This is a genomic window from Rhodococcus sp. NPDC079359 (assembly GCF_040702585.1).
Classification (GTDB): domain Bacteria; phylum Actinomycetota; class Actinomycetes; order Mycobacteriales; family Mycobacteriaceae; genus Rhodococcoides.
Map to the genome: position 1 here is coordinate 356849 of NZ_JBFBLH010000001.1, position 21393 is coordinate 378241.

Consider the following 21393-nt stretch of genomic DNA (forward strand, 5'->3'; position numbering starts at 1 on the left):
GGTCAGGCTGCCTGACCACCGTCGAGAGCCGGAACCACGTCAGTCGCGCCGGCCTTGCGCTTGCGAGAACGCAGACGACGTTCGACCACGGTGGCCAGCTTCGTCAAAGCGGAGTTGATGATGATCATGATGACGGCGACAATCACCAACGACGGCAGGTAGTTGCTGTAGAACGCGCCCACCTGCTGCCCGGAACGGACGACTTCGACGTAACCGATGACGTAACCCAGCGCCGAGTCCTTCAGTGCCACCACCATCTGCGAGATGATCGCCGGAAGCATGGCGGTGACGGCCTGGGGGAGCAGAACCAGGAGCATGACCTGGCTCTTGCGCATGCCCAACGCCGACGCGGCTTCGCGCTGACCCTTGGGCAGGGAATTGACGCCGGCACGCACGATCTCGGCAATGACCGAACCGTTGTACAGGGTCAGACCCGTGACCACCGCAGCCAAGGCCAGGTACTTGACCTTGAAGACCTCGTAGTCGGCGTAGACGGCGTACAGGAAGATCATCAGGATCAGCACCGGAACGGCGCGGAACACCTCGACGAATGCGCCGCTGATCACTCGCACGACTCGATGATCGGACAACCTGCCGATACCGAGTACGGCACCGAGGATCAGGGCGAACACGATCGACAGGGCCGCTGCCACCAGCGTGCCCTGAATACCGGGCAACAGATAGGTGGTCCACGTGGTCGATTCGAGGAACGGATCCCACTTCTCAGCGGTCAACTGCCCCTTCGAGTCGAGCGCCCGGTAGATCAGAAACGCGATCCCCAGCGAGACGACTGCAACGACCACGGTCAGAATGCGGTATCGCAGTACCGCTTTCGGGCCGGGGACGTCGTACAGAACTGCTACTGCATCACTCATCATGACACCGCCAATCGCTTGCTGATGTAGCCGAACAGCAACCCGGTCGGGAGCGTCAGGATCATGAACCCGAGTGCGAAGATGCCACCGACGACGAAGATCGCGGCCTCGTTCTCGATCATGTTCTTCATCAGGAACGACGCCTCGGCGACGCCGATCACCGATGCGATGGTCGTATTCTTGGTGAGCGCGATCACGACGCTGCCGAGAGGTCCGATCACGGCTCGGAATGCCTGTGGCAGAACGACGATGGAGATGTTCTGTGTGAACGTCATGCCGAGTGAGCGACCCGCTTCGGCCTGACCGACCGGGACCGTGTTGATTCCGGACCGCAGCGATTCGGCGACGAACGACGCGGTGTAGATGCTCAGACCGAGGATTGCCAGGCGAAAGTTGTTGTCGTCGAGGCCCGTAGGGGACGACTGAGATGCCAGAGAGACGCCCATTGTCTGAAACAGGCCGAACGAGGTGAACAGGATGACCAGGGTCAACGGAGTGTTACGGAAGATGGTGACGTACGTGGCAGCGATTCCGCGTGCGATCGGAATAGGAGATACCCGCATGGCGGCGACGATGGTTCCGATGATCAGCGCACCGACGAGTGATGCCAATGTCAGATAGATCGTCGTCAGGAATGCTTCGATCAGTTGATCGCCGTACTTACTCAATAGATTCACGGTGCTTGTTGATCCTCACGGCTCGGAGAGATCGAACCGTCGTGCCCCGCAAGCGAGGCTTGCGGGGCACGACGATCGAGTCGATCAGTAGCGGTCGACTGTCGGCGCGGCGGGAAGCGGGTAGCCCGATGCGCCGACGGTGTCGTTGAAGGCCTGCTCCCAGGCACCGCTGGAGACCATCTCTTCGATGGCGTCGTTGATCTGGTTGCGTCCTTCGGTGTCGTCCTTGTTCAGGCCGATGCCGTAGTTCTCCGTGGTGAACGGCTCACCGACCACCTTGAACTGTCCGGGAGACTGTGCGGCGTAGCCGGCGAGGATGATGTCGTCCGTCGTCACCGCATCGACGGTGCCGTTGCGCAGTGCCTCGACGCAGGCTGAGTACGTGTCGAAGGGCTGGAGCTGCACACCCGGGTACTCGTCGGCGATGTTCTGGGCCGGGGTGGAGCCGGTGACCGAGCACAGACGCTTGCCCTCGAGCGAATCGGCACCGGTGATGTCGGTGTTGTCCTGGCTCACCAGCAGTGACTGTCCCGCCACGAAGTACGGTCCGGCGAAACCGACCTTTTCCTTGCGCGTATCGGTGATCGAGTAGGTGGCGACGATGTAGTCGACCTCACCGTTCTCGATCAGCGTCTCGCGCTGGGCAGAGGGGGATTCCTTGAACTCGATGTTGGCCTCGTCGACACCCAGCTGACCGGCAACGTACTTGGCCACCTCGACGTCGAATCCGCTGAACGTGCCGTCGGGGTTGCGCAGCCCGAGGCCGGGCTGGTCGAACTTGATGCCGACGATGAGGTTGCCGGACTCGGCGCTGGTCGAGATGGTGCGAGCTTCCTCGCCGCCGCCGCAGGCGGTCGCAACGATGGACAGAGCTGCAATGGCAACTCCGAGGCGGATCGGGCGGGTGATTCTCACTGTGAATGTCCTTAAGGATCGGGTGGGGTGAACGGAATGAACGGTGCAGCGGGTCAGTGGCCGAGAATCTTGCCGAGGAAGTCCTTGGCTCGTTCGGACTTGGGGGATTTGAAGAACGTCTCCGGATCGGTGTCCTCGACGACGGCTCCGTCGGCCATGAAGATGACGCGGTCGCCTGCCTTGCGGGCGAAGCCCATCTCGTGGGTGACGACGAGCATCGTCATGCCCTCCTTGGCAAGCGAGGTCATGACGTCGAGTACCTCGTTGACCATTTCGGGGTCGAGGGCCGAGGTGGGCTCGTCGAACAGCATCACCTTGGGGTTCATGGCGAGAGATCGAGCGATGGCGACACGCTGCTGCTGACCACCGGACAACTGGGCGGGGTACTTGTCGGCCTGGTTGGCGATGCCCACGCGTTCGAGCAGAGCCAACGCGCTCTTCTCTGCCTCGTCCTTCTTCTGCTTGCGCACCTTCATGGGCGCGAGCATGACGTTCTGCAGAATCGTCTTGTGCGCGAACAGGTTGAACGACTGGAACACCATGCCCACGTCGGCACGCAGTGCGGCCAGGGCCTTGCCCTCGGCGGGGAGCAGGTCTCCGTCCACCTCGATGGCACCGGAATCGATCGGTTCCAACCGATTGATCGTCCGGCACAGGGTCGACTTGCCCGATCCGGAAGGACCAACGACGATGACGACCTGTCCGGCCGGCACTTCCAGGTTGATGTCCTTGAGGACGTGCAGATCACCGAAATGCTTGTCGACGGATTTGAGCGAGATCATCGAAGGTGCGCCCGGCGGGGGAGTCGATGCCGGCGCGTCGGTGGCGTGCGTCATAGATCGAAACCCTATGCGTAGTTTCCTCGCCGACCGGTGTTTTCGCCCGTCATCTTCGATTATGTAATGGAAACTTTACTGACGGTCTGCATCGGCCCTGGACAGTCTCCGGTGGAGCCCTCGACCCCGGCGTGTCGGTCGGTGCGATGGACGTACCCTGGAGGGGTGCAAACGAGTGTTTTTCCGACCATGGACGTGACCGAACGCGGGGTTTCCGAGCCCGTACCGCTCACCGACGGGTCGGCGACAGGTGCCCGCAGCTACGAAGTGCGTACGCACGGTTGTCAGATGAACGTCCACGATTCGGAGCGGTTGTCCGGACTGCTCGAGGAAGCGGGCTACGTGCCGGCGGACTCGGGCACCGACGCGGATCTGGTCGTGTTCAACACGTGCGCGGTGCGCGAGAACGCCGACAACAAGCTCTACGGCAACCTGGGCATGTTGCGGCCCGCGAAGACGCGCAATCCCAACATGCAGATCGCTGTCGGTGGCTGCCTGGCGCAGAAGGACCGCAACACCGTCGTGGAGAAGGCACCATGGGTCGACGTCGTCTTCGGCACCCACAACATCGGGTCGCTGCCGGTTCTGCTCGAGCGCGCCCGGCACAACGAACAGGCGCAGGTCGAGATTCTCGAATCCCTCGAGGCCTTTCCCTCCACCCTCCCCGCGAAGCGAGAATCCGCCTACGCCGGCTGGGTGTCGATCTCGGTGGGCTGCAACAACACCTGCACGTTCTGTATAGTCCCGGCATTGCGCGGCAAGGAAATCGACCGCAGGCCGGGTGACATCCTCGCCGAGGTACAGGCTTTGGTGGATCAGGGCGTCCTCGAGGTGACTCTGCTCGGCCAGAACGTCAATGCGTACGGTGCCTCGTTCGCCGATCCGGACATGCCTCGTGATCGCGGCGCGTTCGCCTCGCTGCTGACCGCATGCGGCTCGATCGAGGGGCTGGAGCGGGTGCGCTTCACGTCTCCGCACCCGGCCGAGTTCACCGACGACGTCATCGAGGCCATGGCGTCGACCCCGAACATCTGCCCCACCCTGCACATGCCGTTGCAGTCCGGATCGGACCGAATCCTCAAGGCCATGCGCAGGTCCTACCGGCAGACGAAGTTCATGGGCATCATCGACAAGGTGCGTGCGGCCATGCCGCACGCGGCTGTCACCACCGACATCATCGTCGGCTTCCCCGGCGAGACCGAGGAGGACTTCGAGCAGACCCTCGACGTGGTGCGACGGGCGAAGTTCGCCAACGCCTACACGTTCCAGTACTCGAAGCGTCCGGGCACCCCGGCGGCCGACATGCCCGACCAGGTTCCCAAAGAGGTTGTGCAAGAACGGTATCTGCGGCTGATCGCGTTGCAGGAGGAGATCGTTCTCGCGGCCAACCAGGCGCTGATCGGTACCGAGGTCGAACTGCTCGTCGCCACCGGTGAAGGTCGCAAGAACGCAGCAACCCATCGGATGAGCGGGCGAGCCAGGGACGGCCGACTCGTCCACTTCGCCGTGGACGCCGACAGGGCGAGCGAGATTCGTCCGGGTGACGTCGTCACGACCACACTCACTGCAGCCGCCCCGTACCACCTCATCGCCGATGCCGGCGTGCACACCCACAGGCGTACGGCAGCAGGCGATGCCCACGAACGCGGAGTGATGCCGAAGACGGCACCGATCGGCGTCGGCCTCGGACTTCCCTCGATCGGCGCACCGGCGCCGCTGACGCCAGAGACAGGATGCACCGCATGACAGAGACAGACGGACCCGATCGCGTCGTACCCTCTCGATCCGCAGAGGAACTCGGACGGACCGAGAGGGCGGTGATGACCGAACTGGATCCGGGCGCGCGGGCCATGGTGGTGGCCGGGCTGGTCATGGTCCTGCTGTTCACGTTCGCGTTGCCGCACACCGGATCGGCCAGCGGGTTCGACGTGCTCACGGGCAGCGATGCCGCAGTTGCCGAATCGATCGCGCTGCCGTCGCGCGTCTTCGTCGTGCTCGTGCTCACGTTCGGTGTGGTGATGTCGGTGCTCGCACTCGTCACCCGCATCTGGGCGCTGGCCTGGGCTGCCCTGGCAGGGTGCGCGGTGTCGTCGGTGTACGGAATGTTCTCGATCTGGACGCGGCAGACCGTGCCGGACAACGTGCAGGGCGCCGGACCGGGAATCGGCCTGATCATCGCGTGGATCACCGTCATCGCTCTGACGTTCCACTGGCTCAAGGCCGTGTGGAAGAAGACGAACGCCCAACTCGCCGCCCAGGAGCAGCGACGCATCGCGGCCGCGTCGGGTGAGCAGAAGCTACGACTGTGGGACGGCCACTCGGCCCCGTAGGCCCGAACGGCCGTCCCCGGTCAGCGAATCCCAGTTCGTCGACTCACAGCTCGTCGACGGCGCTCTCCGCTGCGTCGGCCCACTCGCGCCACTGCTGGGCCTGTGCCAACGCACGCTCGGCATCCTTGGTCTTGCCTGCTGCGGTCGCCTTCGCAGCCTGATCCTCGAACTGAGCCACCCGTTCGCGGAACTGGGCCGCGCGGGCAACGGCCTCGGGGTCGGAGCGACGCCACTGCGACTCGACCGCGTCGTGCACGGACTTCTCGATCGCACGCAGTTTGCCTTCGAGTTCCTGCATCTTCTCGCGCGGGACCTTGCCGATGGCATCCCACTTGTCCTGCAGATCGCGCAGCGCCGAGCGGGCAGCGTCGAGGTCCTTGCTCGGGTCGATGTGGGTCTTGGCCAGCAGGGCTTCCTTCGCCTCGGCGTTGGCCTCGAACTCGGCGTCCCGCTCGGAGGCCGCGGCGTTGCGGGCGGCGAAGAACACGTCCTGTGCGGCCTTGAAGTTCTTCCACAGAGCGTCGTCGGCATCACGAGGAGCACGGCCGGATGCTTTCCACTCCACCAGCAGATCGCGGAACGCAGCTGCGGTGGGACCCCAATCGGTGGACGACGACAGGGCTTTGGCCCGCTCGACGAGTTCTTCCTTGCGAGTCTTGGCCGCACCGCGCTCACGATCGAGATCGGCGAAGTGCGCGCCGCGGCGACGATTGAAGTTCTCCCGAGCCTTCGAGTACCGCTTCCACAAGGCATCGTCGATCTTGCGGTCGACCCCGCGAATCGTCTTCCACTCGTCGAGGATTTCGCGTAGCCGATCTCCCGCGTGCTTCCACTGGGTCGATTCGCTGCCGATCTGTTCGGCTTCGACTGCGAGAGCTTCCTTGCGTGCCGTGTGTTCGGCGCGTTCGAGCTCCTTCTCGTGCTTGGCCACCGCTGCTGCGGCATCCGAATGCTCGACGACCGCGTCGAGTCGCCTCGCGAGCAGATCGAGGTCACCGATCACTGCCGCAGTCGGCAGGCTCTCCAGCAGCGCGGACGCTGCGGCCTTGGTCTTCTTGGCATCGCCTGTACCGGAGGTCAATCGAGTTTCGAGCAGACCGACCTCGGTGGCCAGATCGTCGTAACGCCGACCGAAATGGGCGAGCCCTTCCGCTGCGTCTCCGGCCTGCCAGGACCCGATCTGACGCTCGCCGTCGGAGGTGGTCACCCACGCCGTGCCGTCCTCGTCGACTCTGCCGAACTTGCTGGGATCGCTCGCAGGCGTGACCGCCGGGATTGCCGTGGGGACGTGGGAGGGCGTGGGGTGAGGTTTGGCACCGGCCGAACTGCCGGGCCGAGGAGAACCGGTACCTGGGCCCGCGGGCCTGGGTCCACCACCGGGCTTCGGTCCACCACCGGGCTTCGGTCCACCGCCCGGCTTGGGTCCACCTCCGGGCTTGGGTCCGCCGTGGTTCGCCGCATCGGGAGCGGTGGCACCGGGGGGCTGGGCGGGTGCATCCGAGGACGGAGCCTCGGGGGTGGTGGGGGTACCGGCGTTCGGGTCGGTCATTGTTCCTCATCTCTGCCGCGCGTCACGGCTGCCTCAATCGCGATCTGGACACCATTGAACTAGGTGACGACCGATCGGACCATTGAAACAGCTCAGACGACTCGAGGTGGACCCGTCCGGCCAAGTCGCACCAGCGACTAGCGTGGTGCTCGTGCTTCGTGCCGCGGCCCTGGTGCCCTCTCCGCCGTTGTTGGTCCCCGAACTGATGGGCGCGGGGGCGGCCGAGACAGCAGATCTTCGGGCCGCCGCCGTCAGCGCGACGACACACCTGACGTCGACGGTCGACCGCTGGATCGCCGTCGGCGTCGATCGCACGTCCTCCACATTCGGCGAGGCCACTGTCGGCACGTTTCGGGGCTTCGGAGTCGACGTGGTCGTGAGCCTGTCCGGCGCCGCGGATCAGACTGCGGCAGACCCGGACCTGCCGCTGGCCGTTCTGATCGCGGGGTGGCTGCGAGGACAGGCTGCGCCCGACGACGCGGTCGAGGTCCGCATGATCCCGGCCGATGCGAGCCCCGAGTGGTGCGCGGAGTTCGGCGAGGAGCTGCGCCGAGAGTTCGACGCCTCGGCGGAGAGCTGGGGCGTGCTGGTGCTGGCAGACGGGGCGAACACGCTGACTCCGAAGGCCCCCGGATCGTTCGACGAGCGCGCCCAGGAGGTCCAGCGCCGGATCGACGATGCCCTCGCGGCAGCGGACGTCGACGCGTTGGCCGGTCTGGAACCGGACCTGTGCGCATCGCTCGGTGTCGGCGGCCGAGCGGCGTGGCAGGTGTTGGCAGCACTCGCCGGAGCCGATGCGAAGACGACGACGGAGCTCTACCGAGGTGCCCCCTTCGGCGTCGGGTACTTCGTGGGGACCTGGTCTCGTGACTGACGGGGCGAGCGATCCGGCCACGACTCCGGTCGCGATCATCGGCCCGACGGCCGCAGGTAAATCCGATCTGGCTCTCGATCTGGCCGAGAAATTCGGCGGCGAAATCGTCAACATCGACGCGATGCAGCAGTACCGGGGAATGGACATCGGGACCGCGAAACTGCCAGTCGCTCAGCGGCGGGGGATTCCGCACCATCAACTCGATGTGCTCGAGGTCACCGACATCGCTACCGTGGCGCGGTATCAAGCGGCTGCGGTCGCCGACGTCGAGGACATCAGATCGCGCGGATTGCGACCGATCATCGTCGGGGGGTCGATGATGTACGTGCAATCGTTGCTCGACGAGTGGGCCTTTCCGGCAACCGACCCCGTCGTGCGGGCGAAGTGGGAAGCAGTCCTCGATCGCAACGGTGTCGAGGAGATCCATCGCGCGTTGACGGCCGCCGATCCCGAGGCTGCCGCGTCGATACTGCCCACCGACGGCAGGCGCATGGTCCGGGCGCTGGAGGTGGTGGAGCTGACCGGGCAGCCGTTCGCGGCTTCGGCTCCGAAGATCGGCGCACCTCGCTGGGGCACGGTGGTGCTCGGAGTCGACCGCGACACGGCCGAACTGGACGAGCGGATCGCCGAGCGCACGCGACAGATGTTCGAGACCGGACTGCTCGACGAGGTGGAAGGGCTGCTCGGTCTGGGGCTGCGTGAGGGCGTCACCGCGTCGCGCGCGATCGGGTACGCGCAGGCTCTCGACGTGTTGGCGGGGGAGTACGACGTCGAGTTCGCGTGCGAACGGACGTTCATCGGAACCAGACGCTACGTGCGACGCCAACGCTCGTGGTTTCGCCGCGACGACCGTGTCCGTTGGCTCGACGGTGCCTCGCCCACGCTGACGTCGGACGCCCTGTCCGCGATCGACCCCGCGTAACGGAACCCCCGTAGACTCGCGGCCATGCACTTCGCCAAAGGCCATGGAACTCAGAACGACTTCGTCGTACTGCCGGATCCGGCAGCCGAGCTCGAACTCACCAGGTCGGCGGTCTCGGTGTTGTGTGATCGACGCCAGGGGCTCGGTGCCGACGGCATTCTGCGCGTTGCCCGGGCCGGGGTGCTCCGCGATGCAGGCGTACTCGATCGCATTCCGTCGGGTGTCGAGCCCGAGGACTGGTTCATGGACTACCGCAACGGCGACGGCACCATCGCCGAGATGTGCGGCAACGGCGTCCGCGTGTTCGCGCACTACCTGCGGGTACACGACCTCGAGCAACGCGATCAGTTCGTGGTGGGTTCGCGTGCGGGCGCACGCGCTGTGACCGTTCACTCGTTCGACGACACCGACGCCGATGTCACCGTGGCGATGGGTGACGTCACTCTGATGGGCTCGAGCTCGGTGACCCTCGCGGGCGGAACGTACGAGGGCGTCGGGATCGACGTCGGCAATCCGCACCTGGCCTGTGTCGACGGGACGTTGACGCGCGCATCTCTCGGCGCTCTCGACCTGTCCGCACCGCCGACACTGGACTCCGAGTTCTTTCCCCGCGGCGCGAACGTCGAGATCCTGACCAGGCTCGACGACGGTGCCGTCGAGATGCGCGTGTTCGAGCGTGGCGTCGGGGAGACGCGATCGTGTGGCACCGGAACCGTGGCGGCGGCCGCGGCGGCGCTGTCCTACGAGGGTCTCGAGACCGGTGAGGTGAGCGTCGGTGTCCTCGGCGGTCGGGTGCGCGTGAACATCGATCATGTCGGTGCCACTCTGCGCGGACCGTCGGTGCTGCTGGCCCGCGGCGAGATCGACGACCGGTGGCTGAAGGCTCAGTCCTGACGATCGCACCGGCCTCGGCATCCGCCCGGACCGAAACCCGCGTGCATACGCTGGGCTTTTCGTGGATCATGGGTGACGTATGACGAACTCACATGAAACATCCCCTGCGGGCGAACCGGTCGACGACAGTCGCGACGAGGTCGACGGTGCTCCCGAAACCGAATCCGCCTGGACTCGCGAAGAGTCCGACGCGTGGTCGAGGCGACTGGCTCGGTCTCCGCTGAACGACGAGAACTCCCCGTCGTCCGGCGACATGCAGCTCGAAGACCGCACCGCGCTGCGTCGAGTGGCCGGACTGTCCACCGAACTCACCGACGTCACCGAGGTCGAGTACCGGCAGCTGCGCCTCGAACGCGTCGTGTTGGTCGGAGTCTGGACCACCGGCACGGCCGCGCAGGCCGAGTCCAGCATGACCGAACTGGCTGCGCTGGCCGAGACCGCCGGCTCGGAGGTACTCGAAGCGCTGATGCAGCGACGCGACAAGCCCGATGCCGCGACGTACATCGGTTCCGGCAAGGCCAAGGAAGTGCGCGACATCGTCCTCGCGACCGGTGCCGACACGGTGATCTGCGACGGTGAACTGACGCCTGCTCAGCTCAATGCGCTGGAGAAGGTCGTCAAGGTCAAGGTCATCGACCGCACCGCGCTGATCCTCGACATCTTCGCCCAGCATGCGACCTCGCGAGAAGGCAAGGCGCAGGTCGCCTTCGCCCAGATGGAGTACATGTTGCCCAGGCTCCGCGGCTGGGGTGAATCCATGTCGCGGCAGGCCGGTGGACGTGCGGGCAGCAACGGTGGTGTGGGTCTGCGCGGACCGGGTGAGACGAAGATCGAGACCGACCGTCGACGCATTCGTGAGCGAATGGCCAAGCTGCGCCGCGAGATCAAGGGCATGAAGCAGGCCCGCGACACCAAACGCGAACAGCGCCTGAGCGGTACGGTGCCGTCCATCGCGATCGTGGGGTACACGAACGCGGGCAAGTCGAGTCTGTTGAATGCCCTGACCGGATCCGGTGTCTTGGTCCAGAACGCGTTGTTCGCCACCCTCGATCCCACCACGCGCAAGTCGACCCTCGAAGACGGCCGCGAGATCGTGCTGACCGACACCGTCGGCTTCGTTCGGCACCTTCCGACTCAGTTGGTCGAAGCGTTCCGCTCGACCCTCGAGGAAGTCACCGATGCAACCCTGCTGCTGCACGTGGTCGACGGATCGGATCCTCTTCCGATCGATCAGATCAAGGCCGTGCGCGAGGTGATCACCGAGGTGGTTCGCGAGCAGGATGCGAAGATGCCACCGGAACTGTTGGTGGTCAACAAGATCGACGCTGCCAATCCGGTGCAGCTGACCCAGCTGCGCGGATTGCTCGACGGTGCGCGGTTCGTCTCGGCCAAGACCGGCGAGGGAATCGACGCCCTGCGAGATCACCTGGCCGAGATCCTCTCCGAGCCGGACGTGTTGGTCGACGTACTCGTGCCGTACACCCGTGGCGATCTGGTCGCGCGCATCCACACCGACGGCCGGATCGTGAAATCCACCCATGAGGAAGAGGGCACGCGCGTGGAAGCGCGTGTGCCGCAATCGCTCGCGGCAGCGCTGGTCGAGTTCACGGCAACCGTTCCCACCGCCTGATCTCGGTGGGGCCACGGCTGGTGGTGTGCGGGGCGGCCGCGGCTGCGGTCGCCACGGCGGTCGCGTTCTCGGGGCCTGCCTTCGCCGCTCCGATCGAGACCGAAACGTATTGTCGACCAACCGATCCTGGTCTCGCCGAGTTGTCAGGCCTGACCTCGATCGACGGGGTCCTCTACGCAATCGGCGACAGCGGAGCCGATGATCGGGTTGCGGCGCTCGGTGCCGACTGCACGGTCGAGCGATGGATCGACGTTCCCGTCGACCCGTACGACGTCGAGGACCTGACCTCGTACGACGGCTCGCTGTGGTTGGCGGACATCGGCGACAATCAGATGCGACGCGACACAGTGGCATTGACGCGCATGGACCCGGCATCGGGCGCGGGCGAACTGTACCGACTGACCTACCCGGACGGCGCACACGACGCCGAGGCGATCCTGATCGAGCCCGGTGGTAGACCGGTGATCGTCACCAAGGAACTCTCGGGCGTGAGCGGGGTGTACGTACCTGCAGGCGACGAATCCGTCACCGACCTGAGCAGTCCAGGGCCGACGCCGATGCGCAAGGTGGGAGATCTGGCGTTCACCGCAACGGACACGGTCGGTGGGCCGCCGTTCGTGGTCGGATCGATATTGGCGACCGGGGGAGCGGTGAGCGCCGACGGCAGCGTCGCCGCGGTGCGCACGTACACCGACGCGTACCTGTTCGATTTTTCCGATGGCGATATTGCGTCCGCGCTGGTCGATCCTGCCACGCCGCGGGCAGTGACGGCATTGCCCGATCAACCGCAGGGCGAGGCACTGGCGTTCCTCGACGACGGAAGTCTGCTCTTCGCATCGGAAGCGGGTTTCGCTCCGACGGACGGAAGCCTCCCGCCGATTCTCCGATTCACGGATGCGCTGTCTTTCGAACTCGTTGTTCCGGAGCCCACCGCCGCCGAATCCAGTGCGCCGGAGTCGGTATCGCCGACCTCCAGCATAGATCAACCCACGCAAACGCCGACAGCGACGGACTCGGAATGGGAATTCCGAGCGGCCGTCGCTGCCGGTGTGGTGCTGATCGCCGGAGCGGTGGGATTCACCGTCCGGCGATCGATGCGTTCTCGTTAGGCGTCGCAGGAGTGGAGCCTGCGGAACGACCTAGGCGTCGCAGGAGTGGAGCCTGCGGAACGACCTAGGCGTCGCAGGAGTGGAGCCTGCGGAACGACCTAAGCGTCCAGGTCTGCTTCGACGAGGGCGACGACTTTGTCCAACGCTGCCTGGTCGTCGCTGCTGACGGTGACTTCGGTGCCCTTGGTGGCACCGAGCGTCATGATCATCAGGGCCGAACCTGCATCCACCGGCTCCGAGTCGGCCACTGCGAGGGTGACGTCTACGCCGGCTTCGGCGACGGCGTCGGCGATCAGGGCTGCGGGGCGGGCGTGCAGACCGATCGAGGATCCGACGGCGACTGTGGTGCTGGGCATGGTGCTCCTTCGTAGTGGGGTTGTTGCGATCGTAGCGAGTGTCAGACGGTGGCGAGTGCGGGATCGAGTTCGGCGTCCGACGGGGCGTTCTTGCCCTTGACGAACTGCTTGGCCGAGACGACCAGGAACGCGGAGACGATGGTGCCCGCTGCCAGCGAAAGGACGAACCACAGGATGTTTCCGATCGCGAAGAACACGAAGATGCCGCCGTGGGGTGCGCTGAGGGTGACGTCGAACGCCATGATCATCGCACCGGTCACTGCGCCGCCGGCCATCATCGAGGGGATGACGCGGAACGGATCGGCCGCGGCGAACGGAATTGCGCCCTCGGAGATGAATGCAGCTCCCAGGAACCACGCAGCCTTGCCGTTCTCGCGTTCGGCTTCGGTGAACAGGCGTGCGCGGACGGTCGAGGCGAGTGCCATGGCCAGTGGCGGCACCATTCCAGCGGCCATGACCGCTGCCATGATGCGCAGCGACGCGGTGTCGGTGACCGACAGGCCTGCGGTGGCGAATGCGTAGGCTGCCTTGTTGACCGGTCCGCCGAGGTCGAAGCACATCATCAGGCCGAGAATGATGCCGAGGATGATGACCGAGGAACCGCTGAGGCCGTTGAGCCAGTCGGTGAGTCCGCTGGTGATCGCGGCAAGTGGCTTGCCGAGCAGCAGGAACATGATCGCGCCGACGATGAGTGTGGCGAACAGCGGAATGATGACGACCGGCATGAGGCCGCGCAGAACTGCGGGGATCTTCCACTTGCTGATCCAGAGTGCGACGAAGCCGGCGATCAGACCACCGACGAGACCGCCGATGAAGCCTGCACCCACCAGAACGGCCACCGCACCTGCGGTGAATCCCGGTGCCAGACCTGGTCTGTCGGCAATCGCGTAGGAAATGTAGCCGGCCAGCGCGGGCACCAGGAAGCTGAACGACAGCGCGCCGATCTGGAAGAGCACGGCACCGAGGTAGGCGGCGATTCCGCCCTCGGGCAGTGAGGTGATGGAGTTGTTGACGACGATGTCCTCGGCAACTCCGGAGATCTCGTATCCGCCGAGCAGGAAGCCGAGAGCGATCAGCAGACCACCGGCAGCGACGAACGGAATCATGTAGCTGACACCGGTGAGCAGGATCTGGCGGATGCGGGTGCCCCAGCCGAGTTCACCTGCGGAGTCGTTCGAGCCGGCAGCCACTGCGGTACCGCCGACGCGAGCTGAGTCCGGGTTCAGTGCAGCGCGTAGGGCTTCGGTGAGCATGACGTCGGGCTCGTTGATGGCGCGCTTGACGCCCGAGGAGATGACGGGCTTGCCGGCGAAACGCTCGCGGCCCTTGACGCCCACGTCGGTGGCGAAGATGACTGCTTCGGCTCCGGCGATGATCTTCGGGTCCAGCGGCGTGCTGCCGCTCGAGCCCTGGGTCTCGACGTGCACCGTGACTCCGGCGCGCTCACCGGCGGCGACGAGGGAATCGGCAGCCATGTAGGTGTGCGCGATTCCGGTGGGGCAGGCGGTGACTGCGACGATGTGCTTGGGGGCAGTGGCCTCGGCCGGGGTGGCGGCCGCGCTGTGCTTGGCGGTCGACACGGGGGCTGCCGCAGTGGTCGTCGCGGCCGGCTTGGCAGCAGGGTTGATGACGCCGTCGACGAGCGTGACGATCTCGGTTGCCGAGGACGCGTTGCGCAGGGAGGTGACGAACTCCGGCTTGACCAGGGCGCGCGCCAGGCTGGAGAGCAACTTCATGTGTGCCGATCCGGCACCGGCCGGCGCGGCGATGAGGAACACGAGGTCGGCGGGGCCGTCGGGGGCACCGAAATCGACCTTGGGGTTCAGTCGGGCGAATCCGAGCGAGGCCGAGGTGACCGCTTCGGAGCGGCAGTGCGGGATGGCGATGCCGCCGGGCAGGCCTGTTGCCGACTGCGCTTCACGAGCCAGAGCGGCGTCGCGCAGAGCATCGGTCTCGGTTGCGCGACCCGCGGAAGCCAGAACGCCTGCGAGGCGTTCGATGACGGCTTCCTTGGATTCGCCGAGATCGGCGTCGAGGAGGATCAGATCCTCGGCGATGATCTGCTGATCTTCGGTGGGGGTGGACATTGCAGGCTCCTAGAGACGATTCGAAGAAGGGGAGAGCGTGGACGGGCTGACGGAGGTGGGGATGTCGAGCGCACGGACCGTCACCGAATTCGGATGGGTCTGCTCGGGCAGTGGAAGCGTGGTGCCTGGAAGCGCGGTTGCCGCCGTTCCGTAGGCGACGGCGCGGCGAAGTTTGTCTGCGTCGGAACAGTTCTCGGCGTCGGCGAGGATGTAGCCGGCGAGCGAGGAATCGCCTGCGCCGACCGTGCTGACCGCGGTGATCGGGGGTGGGCTGGCGTACCAGGATCCGTCCTCGGTGACGAGAACGGCTCCGGCGCTGCCGAGAGTGGCCAACACCGCGCCGACACCTCGGCCGAGAAGGATGGTGCTGGCTGCGATCGCAGCCGTCGGATCACCCTGCGCCGCTGCGCTTTCCAACTCTTCGGAATCGTACCCGGTGAGTTGGGCGAGTTCCTCGGAATTGGGTTTGATCAGATCGGGTGCCGACGCCGGGAAGGCCGCCGCGAGAGCGAGCAGTGGCTCGTCGGAGGTATCCACCGCAACTTTCGCCGACGTGGCACGCAGCGCCGTGACGAGCTCTGCGTACCAGTCGACGGGCAGACCGGGCGGAAGCGAACCGGAGAGCACCACCCATTCGGCATCGACTGCGAGAGAGAGGATTCGCTCCCGCAGCTCGGTGCGGGTCTGCTCCGACACCGTCGCACCGGGCTCGTTGATCTTGGTGGTGGTGCCACCGACCTCGCTCACCGTGATGTTGGTGCGGGCCGGCCCCGACGTCGGAACGGCGGAGTACCGCACGCCCTTGTCGGACATCGCGTCGAGCAGCGGGTCTCCGACATTGGCCGGGAGTACGGCCATCGCGTCGATTCCGGATCCGCCGAGGACGCGAGCGACGTTGACGCCCTTGCCGCCCGGGTCGGAGACCGACGTCGATGCCCGGTGCACGCCCCCGCGAACCAGTGGTGTGTCGAGCGTGACCGTGCGGTCGATGCTCGGGTTGGCCGTGAGTGTGACCATCATGCGATCACCACCTCGATTCCTTTGTCGCTGAGCTTCTTACGGTCGTTGTTCGAGATATCGCTGTCGGTGACGATGACGTCGATGGACTGCACTCGGGCGAAGCTCACCAGGTGCTCGCGTCCGATCTTCGACGAATCTGCGAGCACCACAACGTGATTGGCTGCATCGACCATCGCGCGCTTGACGGCTGCCTCGTCACTGTCCGGGGTGGACAGGCCGTGCCCGACGCTGATGGCGTTGGTACCGATGAACGCGACGTCCACCCGTAGCCATTCGAGGGCGCGCAGTGCTTCGTCGCCGACGGCAGCCTGGGTCGTTCCGCGCACCCGCCCGCCGAGCAGTCGAAGACTCACGCTCGGCATGGTTGCGGCCCGCGCGGCGATCGGCACCGAGTTGGTCACCAGAGTCAGCTCGCGGTCGTGGGGAAGCAGGCCCGCCAACCGGCCCGTCGTGGTGCCCGCGTCGAACACCGCACTGCCGCCCACCGGTGGCAGGAAGGACAACGCCGCGGCTGCGATGGCGTCCTTCTGGTCGGCGCGGGTGAACTCTCGCTCGGAGACGCCGGGCTCGAGTGTGGTCAGTGCGGACGCGGGTACTGCTCCACCGTGGACGCGGCGGACGACTCCCATTCGGTCGAGGGTGGCGAGATCGCGTCGCACGGTTTCGGTGGTGACGCCGTACGTGGCCGACAGATCGTTGACGGAGACGCGGCCGTGCGTGCTGATCAGTTCGGCGATGGCGTGTTGGCGTTCTTCGGCGTACACCTGCGTCTCCTTCCCGGTTGATGTTGCTTTATGTTGTTTTACGCCCGTGTGTGTTGACATGTCAAGGGTTTGGAGTAATCTCGGTCACAACACAGGCAAGTGAGTGAGTACGCCACAGCTCGCCGAACAGATGCGATGACCTTTGTTCACGCAGGATCCGAGGAGGACCACATGACGGGATCGGTTAGCACCGCTTCGACCGGACACACCGACACGACAGTCGATGCAGCCGGGGCCGGAGCAGCGCAGACGACACTGCGCGGCACACCCGTCGTGCCCGGCGTCGGATACGGCCCCGTCATTCGTCCCGGTGCCCGCCCGTCCATCCCGGCCGACACCGGCGAGGTGGCCGAGGCCGATCGGGAGGCCGAGAAGGCTGTCTTCGACGCCGCAGCGAATGCTGTCGCCTCCCGACTACGCGGTCGCGCGGAGCTCGCGACCGGCGCTGCTTCGGAGGTTCTGTCTGCCAACGCCGCAATGGCCACCGACCGCGGATGGCTCGGGGCCGCTCGCTCCTCGATCGCCAAGGGCAGTTCTGCCGTCACGGCAACGGCGGCGGCAACGGAGAAGTTCGCCGCGATGTTCACCCAGCTCGGCGGACTGATGGCCGAGCGCGTGACCGATCTGCGCGACATTCGCGATCGCGTCATCGCCGAGATCCTCGGCGTTCCGGAGCCCGGTGTTCCGGTACCCGACCAACCGTCGGTGCTGTTCGCCGACGATCTTGCGCCCGCCGACACCGCCGGCCTGGACCCCACCCTGATCGTGGGACTCGCCACCTCGCTGGGCGGTCCGACCAGTCACACCGCGATCATTGCGCGCCAGCTGGGCATTCCGTGCATCGTCGCCGTGGCGGGGCTCGACGACATCGCCGCGGGTACGAACGCATCTGTCGACGGAACCAGCGGCCGCATCGATCTCGAACCCGACGCCGACTCGGCCCGCGCTGCCGTCGTGTCTGCCCGCGACGAGCTCGACCGGGTATCCCAGTGGGTCGGTCCCGGAACCACCGCCGACGGCCACGCAGTCGACATTCTCGCCAACGTCCAGGACGGTGCCGGTGCTCGCGCGGCGCGGTCGAGCGCAGCGGACGGCGTCGGTCTGTTTCGTACCGAGCTGTGCTTCCTGGACCGCGACTCCGAACCCACCGTCGACGAGCAGGCCGAGATCTACGCACAGGTACTCGACGCGTTCGCAGGCAAGAAGGTCGTCGTTCGGACTCTCGACGCCGGCTCGGACAAGCCACTTCGGTTCGCCACTCATCCCGACGAGGCCAACCCGGCACTGGGCATTCGCGGTATCCGCATCGCCGAGGCCGACCGAGGGATTCTGTACCGCCAGCTCGACGGCATCGCGGCAGCCGCGAAGGCGACCGATTCCTCCCCGTGGGTGATGGCTCCGATGATCGCGACGGCGCTGGAGGCAAAGGATTTCGCTGCCGACGTCCGCGAGCGCGGACTCACTCCGGGTGTCATGATCGAGATCCCCGCCGCCGCTCTGCTCGCCGAACACATCCTCGAGCACGTCGACTTCCTGTCCATCGGCACCAACGACCTGGCGCAGTACACGATGGCCGCCGACCGCATGTCCGCTCAGCTCGCCGGCCTGACCGATCCGTGGCAGCCGGCCGTGCTGGCACTGGTGGCGCACACCGCGGCCGCGGGAGCCAAGGCGGGCAAGCCCGTCGGAGTCTGCGGTGAGGCCGCTGCCGATCCACTGCTGGCCTGCGTGCTGGTAGGGCTGGGCATCACCTCGCTCTCGGCTGCGTCGGCTGCCGTCGCGCACGTGGGGTCGAAACTGGCAACGGTCACACTCGCTCAGTGCAAGGAAGCGGCAGCGGCCGCGCTGAAAACGGACAGCACCGCCGCTGCCCGCGAGGCAGTGAGCGCGATTCTCGGCTGATCCAATAGTGTTGCCTTCCATCATGAGAACTCTCGGTTGGACGCTGCACGGAAACGGAAAGACCGTCGACGCCGGGGCGGTGGTCTCGCCCGATGAGCGATTGACGTGGCCCCGCACCATCGGTATCGGAATGCAGCATGTGGTCGCGATGTTCGGCGCGACCCTGTTGGTTCCGACGATCACCGGATTTCCGGTGTCGACGACACTGCTGTTCTCGGGCATAGGGACGGCGCTGTTCCTGGTCATCACCCGAGGCCGGGTGCCCAGCTACCTGGGTTCCTCCTTCGCGTTTCTGGCCCCGCTCGGTGCCACCCAAGCCAACGGACCTGCCGCCCAGCTCGGAGCCGTGCTGTGTGTGGGCGTCGTACTGGCAGCAGTGGGCTTCGTGGTGAAGTTCGCAGGGCAGCGGGTACTCGACGCGGCGATGCCGCCCGTCGTGACGGGTGCCGTCGTGGTGCTCATCGGGCTGAACCTGGCACCGGCCGCCACCACGTCGTTCGAGGCACAGCCGCTGATCGCAGCCATCACCCTGGTCGCGATTCTGCTGGCGACAGCCGTGGGACCCGGCCTGATCGGGCGACTGGGAATCCTGCTCGGCGTCGTCGTGGGTTGGGTGTTCGCCGCAGTCACCGGAGGGATCGCGCAACCGCGACTCGACGCACTGAGCGCTGCGAGCTGGATCGGTCTGCCCGAGTTTCGTGGACCGTCGTTCGAGCTGTCGGTGATCCTCGTGGCGCTGCCGGTGGTGATCGTCCTGGTCGCCGAGAACGTGGGGCACGTCAAAGCCGTCGCCGCGATGACCGGCAAGAACCTCGACGATGTGGCCGGCGACGCCTTGATCGCCGACGGGCTGGCGACCACGCTGGCCGGAGCAGGCGGCGGTTCGGGAACCACCACCTACGCGGAGAACATCGGCGTCATGGCGGCCACTCGTGTCTACTCGACCGCCGCGTACTGGGTCGCATCGATCACCGCGACGGTGCTCGCGTTCTCGCCCAAGTTCGGTGCACTGATCTTCACCGTGCCCGACGGGGTCATCGGCGGCGCAACCCTGGTTCTGTACGGCCTCATCGGGCTGTTGGGCGTACGCATCTGGACCGACGCGAAGGTCGACTTCACCGATCCGGTCAATCTCATGGTCGTCGCTGCCGCGCTCGTCGCCGGAATCGGTGACCTGACGCTGTCCGTCGGATCGGTCGAGCTCGGCGGTATCGCGTGGGGTTCGGTCGGCATCCTTCTCGGGTACCCGATCGTCTCGGCGCTCGCGCGAAGCGCGGGCAAACGCGCACGGTAGCGGGGTCGGTCACGAATCGCGCGCGTTTTGGTCATCGACCTCCGTGACGTCCCGAACGTACTGTTGGAGCGTGACGTCAGTCGTACCGACGACCGCGAATGACACCGTTCACAGGTCGATGTCGGTATGCACCGAACAAGGAGATCTGCGTGGAACGCACACTTTTCGAGCCCGAGCACGAGCTGTTCCGGGAGTCGTACCGGAAATTTCTCGATCAGCACGTAGCGCCGAACCATGCGAAGTGGGAAGAGCAGAACATCGTCGACCGCGACGTCTGGGTCGAGGCCGGTAAGCAGGGCTTCCTCGGAACGGCAGCGCCCGAGGAATTCGGTGGCGGCGGAGTCAAGGACTTCCGCTACAACGCCATCGTCACCGAGGAAACCACCCGCGGCGGATACAGCGGTATCGGCTTCACCCTGCACAACGACGTCGTCGCGCCGTACTTCATCGACCTTGCCAACGACGAGCAGAAGCAGCGCTGGCTCCCCGGATTCTGCTCCGGCGAACTGATCACCGCGATCGCGATGACCGAGCCCGGCACCGGAAGCGACCTGCAGGGCATCAAGACCAAGGCTGTCCGTGACGGCGACGACTGGGTGCTCAACGGCTCGAAGACGTTCATCACCAACGGAATCAACGCCGACCTGATCATCGTCGTGGCCTGCACCGACCCCGAGAAGGGCGCACAGGGCTTCAGCCTGCTGGTCGTCGAACGCGACATGCCCGGATTCGAGCGCGGCCGCAACCTCGACAAGATCGGCATGAAGGCTCAGGACACCGCCGAACTCAGCTTCACCGACGTGCGCGTGCCCGCCGCCAACCTGCTGGGCGAGGAAGGCATGGGCTTCATCTACCTCATGCAGAATCTGCCCCAGGAACGCCTGTCGATCGCCGTCGTCGCCGCCGCCGCGATGGAATCCGCGCTCGAGATGACGATCCAGTACTGCCGCGACCGCAAGGCCTTCGGAAAGTCGATCGGCAAGTTCCAGAACACCCGATTCGTGTTGGCGGAGTTGGCCACCGAGACCACCGCCACCCGCATCATGGTGGACAAGTTCATCGAACTGCTCAACGAAGACAAGCTGACCGTCCAAGAAGCTGCGATGGCGAAATGGTGGACCACCGAGAACCAGGTCAAACTGATCGACCGGTGCCTGCAGTTGCACGGTGGCTACGGCTACATGAAGGAATACCCGATCGCCAAGGCGTACATGGACTCCCGTGTGCAGACCATCTACGGCGGCACCACCGAGATCATGAAGGAGATCATCGGCCGCGGATTGAATCTGTGATCCGCTGATCCGAACAACACGAAGGGCCGCAGCACATGTGCTGCGGCCCTTCGTATGTCACTGCCGT

Annotated in this window: 19 protein-coding genes; 10 read left to right on the top strand and 9 right to left on the bottom strand. The window is 65.8% G+C overall.

Translation table 11 applies throughout. The features are described from left to right. Positions 1–2 precede the first annotated feature (2 nt). The 4 genes from AB0362_RS01740 to AB0362_RS01755 form a co-directional block, all read right to left on the bottom strand. Positions 3–875 carry an amino acid ABC transporter permease gene (locus AB0362_RS01740; protein WP_366234710.1) on the bottom strand — a complete coding sequence of 291 codons (873 nt, stop codon included), beginning with the start codon at positions 873–875 and terminating at the stop codon, positions 3–5. Continuing rightward, the gene (locus tag AB0362_RS01745) at positions 875–1552 is read right to left on the bottom strand and encodes an amino acid ABC transporter permease (RefSeq protein ID WP_149405920.1); all 678 of its coding nucleotides are present in this window, start codon (positions 1550–1552) and stop codon (positions 875–877) included. The genes AB0362_RS01740 and AB0362_RS01745 overlap by 1 nt, the downstream gene beginning before the upstream one ends. An 84-nt stretch (positions 1553–1636) precedes the next feature. After that, positions 1637–2467: a glutamate ABC transporter substrate-binding protein gene (locus AB0362_RS01750; RefSeq protein ID WP_094688752.1), complete on the bottom strand. Its 831-nt coding sequence runs from the start codon at positions 2465–2467 to the stop codon at positions 1637–1639. A gap of 53 nt (positions 2468–2520) precedes the next feature. Beyond that, on the bottom strand, positions 2521–3249 hold the full coding sequence (locus AB0362_RS01755) for an amino acid ABC transporter ATP-binding protein (RefSeq protein ID WP_170944851.1): 729 nt from the start codon (positions 3247–3249) through the stop codon (positions 2521–2523). Positions 3250–3492: 243 nt separating this feature from the next. Here AB0362_RS01755 and miaB point away from each other — a divergent pair, with 243 nt between their 5' ends. Then, positions 3493–5049 carry a tRNA (N6-isopentenyl adenosine(37)-C2)-methylthiotransferase MiaB gene (miaB, locus tag AB0362_RS01760; RefSeq protein ID WP_366234966.1) on the top strand — a complete coding sequence of 519 codons (1557 nt, stop codon included), beginning with the start codon at positions 3493–3495 and terminating at the stop codon, positions 5047–5049. Further along, positions 5046–5633, top strand: a complete 588-nt coding sequence (locus AB0362_RS01765; RefSeq protein ID WP_068050689.1) for a hypothetical protein — start codon at positions 5046–5048, stop codon at positions 5631–5633. The genes miaB and AB0362_RS01765 overlap by 4 nt, the downstream gene beginning before the upstream one ends. A 43-nt stretch (positions 5634–5676) precedes the next feature. Here AB0362_RS01765 and AB0362_RS01770 read toward each other — a convergent pair whose 3' ends face one another. Further along, positions 5677–7182 (bottom strand): DUF349 domain-containing protein, encoded by a 1506-nt coding sequence (locus AB0362_RS01770; RefSeq protein ID WP_366234711.1) that lies wholly within the window; start codon positions 7180–7182, stop codon positions 5677–5679. A gap of 151 nt (positions 7183–7333) precedes the next feature. Between AB0362_RS01770 and AB0362_RS01775 the strand changes: the two genes are divergently transcribed. The 5 genes from AB0362_RS01775 to AB0362_RS01795 all read left to right on the top strand — a co-directional run bounded on the left by AB0362_RS01775 (position 7334) and on the right by AB0362_RS01795 (position 12611). Next, positions 7334–8056, top strand: coding sequence for a class III extradiol dioxygenase subunit B-like domain-containing protein (locus tag AB0362_RS01775; protein WP_366234712.1), 723 nt, complete (start codon positions 7334–7336; stop codon positions 8054–8056). Further along, positions 8049–8978, top strand: a complete 930-nt coding sequence (gene miaA, locus AB0362_RS01780; RefSeq protein ID WP_366234713.1) for a tRNA (adenosine(37)-N6)-dimethylallyltransferase MiaA — start codon at positions 8049–8051, stop codon at positions 8976–8978. Before AB0362_RS01775 ends, miaA begins: the two co-directional genes overlap by 8 nt. Before the next feature lie 24 nt (positions 8979–9002). Then, a complete protein-coding gene (gene dapF, locus AB0362_RS01785) occupies positions 9003–9872 on the top strand; it encodes a diaminopimelate epimerase (RefSeq protein WP_317809449.1) in 870 nt (289 codons plus the stop codon). A gap of 253 nt (positions 9873–10125) precedes the next feature. After that, complete coding sequence (hflX, locus tag AB0362_RS01790) at positions 10126–11502, top strand: GTPase HflX (RefSeq protein WP_317809479.1); 1377 nt, start codon at positions 10126–10128, stop codon at positions 11500–11502. A gap of 5 nt (positions 11503–11507) precedes the next feature. After that, positions 11508–12611 (top strand): hypothetical protein, encoded by a 1104-nt coding sequence (locus tag AB0362_RS01795; RefSeq protein ID WP_317809450.1) that lies wholly within the window; start codon positions 11508–11510, stop codon positions 12609–12611. 98 nt (positions 12612–12709) lie between these two features. Here the strand turns inward: AB0362_RS01795 and AB0362_RS01800 are convergent, their stop codons facing one another. From AB0362_RS01800 to AB0362_RS01815, 4 genes are read right to left on the bottom strand one after another with little or no spacing between them, the layout of a single operon-like run. Then, positions 12710–12967 carry an HPr family phosphocarrier protein gene (locus AB0362_RS01800; protein WP_068050678.1) on the bottom strand — a complete coding sequence of 86 codons (258 nt, stop codon included), beginning with the start codon at positions 12965–12967 and terminating at the stop codon, positions 12710–12712. 41 nt (positions 12968–13008) lie between these two features. Next, positions 13009–15054 (bottom strand): fructose-specific PTS transporter subunit EIIC, encoded by a 2046-nt coding sequence (locus tag AB0362_RS01805; RefSeq protein WP_269593699.1) that lies wholly within the window; start codon positions 15052–15054, stop codon positions 13009–13011. Between the two features lie 9 nt (positions 15055–15063). Further along, positions 15064–16074 (bottom strand): 1-phosphofructokinase family hexose kinase, encoded by a 1011-nt coding sequence (locus tag AB0362_RS01810; RefSeq protein WP_317809451.1) that lies wholly within the window; start codon positions 16072–16074, stop codon positions 15064–15066. Beyond that, on the bottom strand, positions 16071–16838 hold the full coding sequence (locus tag AB0362_RS01815; RefSeq protein ID WP_068050675.1) for a DeoR/GlpR family DNA-binding transcription regulator: 768 nt from the start codon (positions 16836–16838) through the stop codon (positions 16071–16073). Before AB0362_RS01815 ends, AB0362_RS01810 begins: the two co-directional genes overlap by 4 nt. Positions 16839–17009: 171 nt before the next feature. Between AB0362_RS01815 and ptsP the strand changes: the two genes are divergently transcribed. From ptsP to AB0362_RS01830, 3 genes are all read left to right on the top strand, one after another. After that, the gene (gene ptsP, locus AB0362_RS01820; RefSeq protein ID WP_317809453.1) at positions 17010–18740 is read left to right on the top strand and encodes a phosphoenolpyruvate--protein phosphotransferase; all 1731 of its coding nucleotides are present in this window, start codon (positions 17010–17012) and stop codon (positions 18738–18740) included. A 22-nt stretch (positions 18741–18762) separates the two neighbouring features. Next, entirely contained in the window at positions 18763–20034 is a 1272-nt protein-coding gene (locus tag AB0362_RS01825) for a solute carrier family 23 protein (RefSeq protein ID WP_269593702.1), read from the top strand. Positions 20035–20183: 149 nt separating this feature from the next. Next, the gene (locus AB0362_RS01830) at positions 20184–21326 is read left to right on the top strand and encodes an acyl-CoA dehydrogenase family protein (protein ID WP_068050674.1); all 1143 of its coding nucleotides are present in this window, start codon (positions 20184–20186) and stop codon (positions 21324–21326) included. Positions 21327–21393 lie beyond the last annotated feature (67 nt).

Excerpts from the sequence above, each read along its gene's own strand:
- AB0362_RS01765 (WP_068050689.1), top strand. The coding sequence starts at position 5,046 with ATGACAGAGACAGACGGACCCGATCGCGTCGTACCCTCTCGATCCGCA.
- AB0362_RS01755 (WP_170944851.1), bottom strand. The coding sequence starts at position 3,249 with ATGATCTCGCTCAAATCCGTCGACAAGCATTTCGGTGATCTGCACGTC.
- AB0362_RS01810 (WP_317809451.1), bottom strand. The coding sequence starts at position 16,074 with ATGATGGTCACACTCACGGCCAACCCGAGCATCGACCGCACGGTCACG.
- ptsP (WP_317809453.1), top strand. The coding sequence starts at position 17,010 with ATGACGGGATCGGTTAGCACCGCTTCGACCGGACACACCGACACGACA.
- AB0362_RS01740 (WP_366234710.1), bottom strand. The coding sequence starts at position 875 with ATGAGTGATGCAGTAGCAGTTCTGTACGACGTCCCCGGCCCGAAAGCG.
- AB0362_RS01805 (WP_269593699.1), bottom strand. The coding sequence starts at position 15,054 with ATGTCCACCCCCACCGAAGATCAGCAGATCATCGCCGAGGATCTGATC.
- dapF (WP_317809449.1), top strand. The coding sequence starts at position 9,003 with ATGCACTTCGCCAAAGGCCATGGAACTCAGAACGACTTCGTCGTACTG.
- AB0362_RS01825 (WP_269593702.1), top strand. The coding sequence starts at position 18,763 with ATGAGAACTCTCGGTTGGACGCTGCACGGAAACGGAAAGACCGTCGAC.
- AB0362_RS01800 (WP_068050678.1), bottom strand. The coding sequence starts at position 12,967 with ATGCCCAGCACCACAGTCGCCGTCGGATCCTCGATCGGTCTGCACGCC.
- AB0362_RS01770 (WP_366234711.1), bottom strand. The coding sequence starts at position 7,182 with ATGACCGACCCGAACGCCGGTACCCCCACCACCCCCGAGGCTCCGTCC.
- miaB (WP_366234966.1), top strand. The coding sequence starts at position 3,493 with ATGGACGTGACCGAACGCGGGGTTTCCGAGCCCGTACCGCTCACCGAC.
- hflX (WP_317809479.1), top strand. The coding sequence starts at position 10,126 with ATGCAGCTCGAAGACCGCACCGCGCTGCGTCGAGTGGCCGGACTGTCC.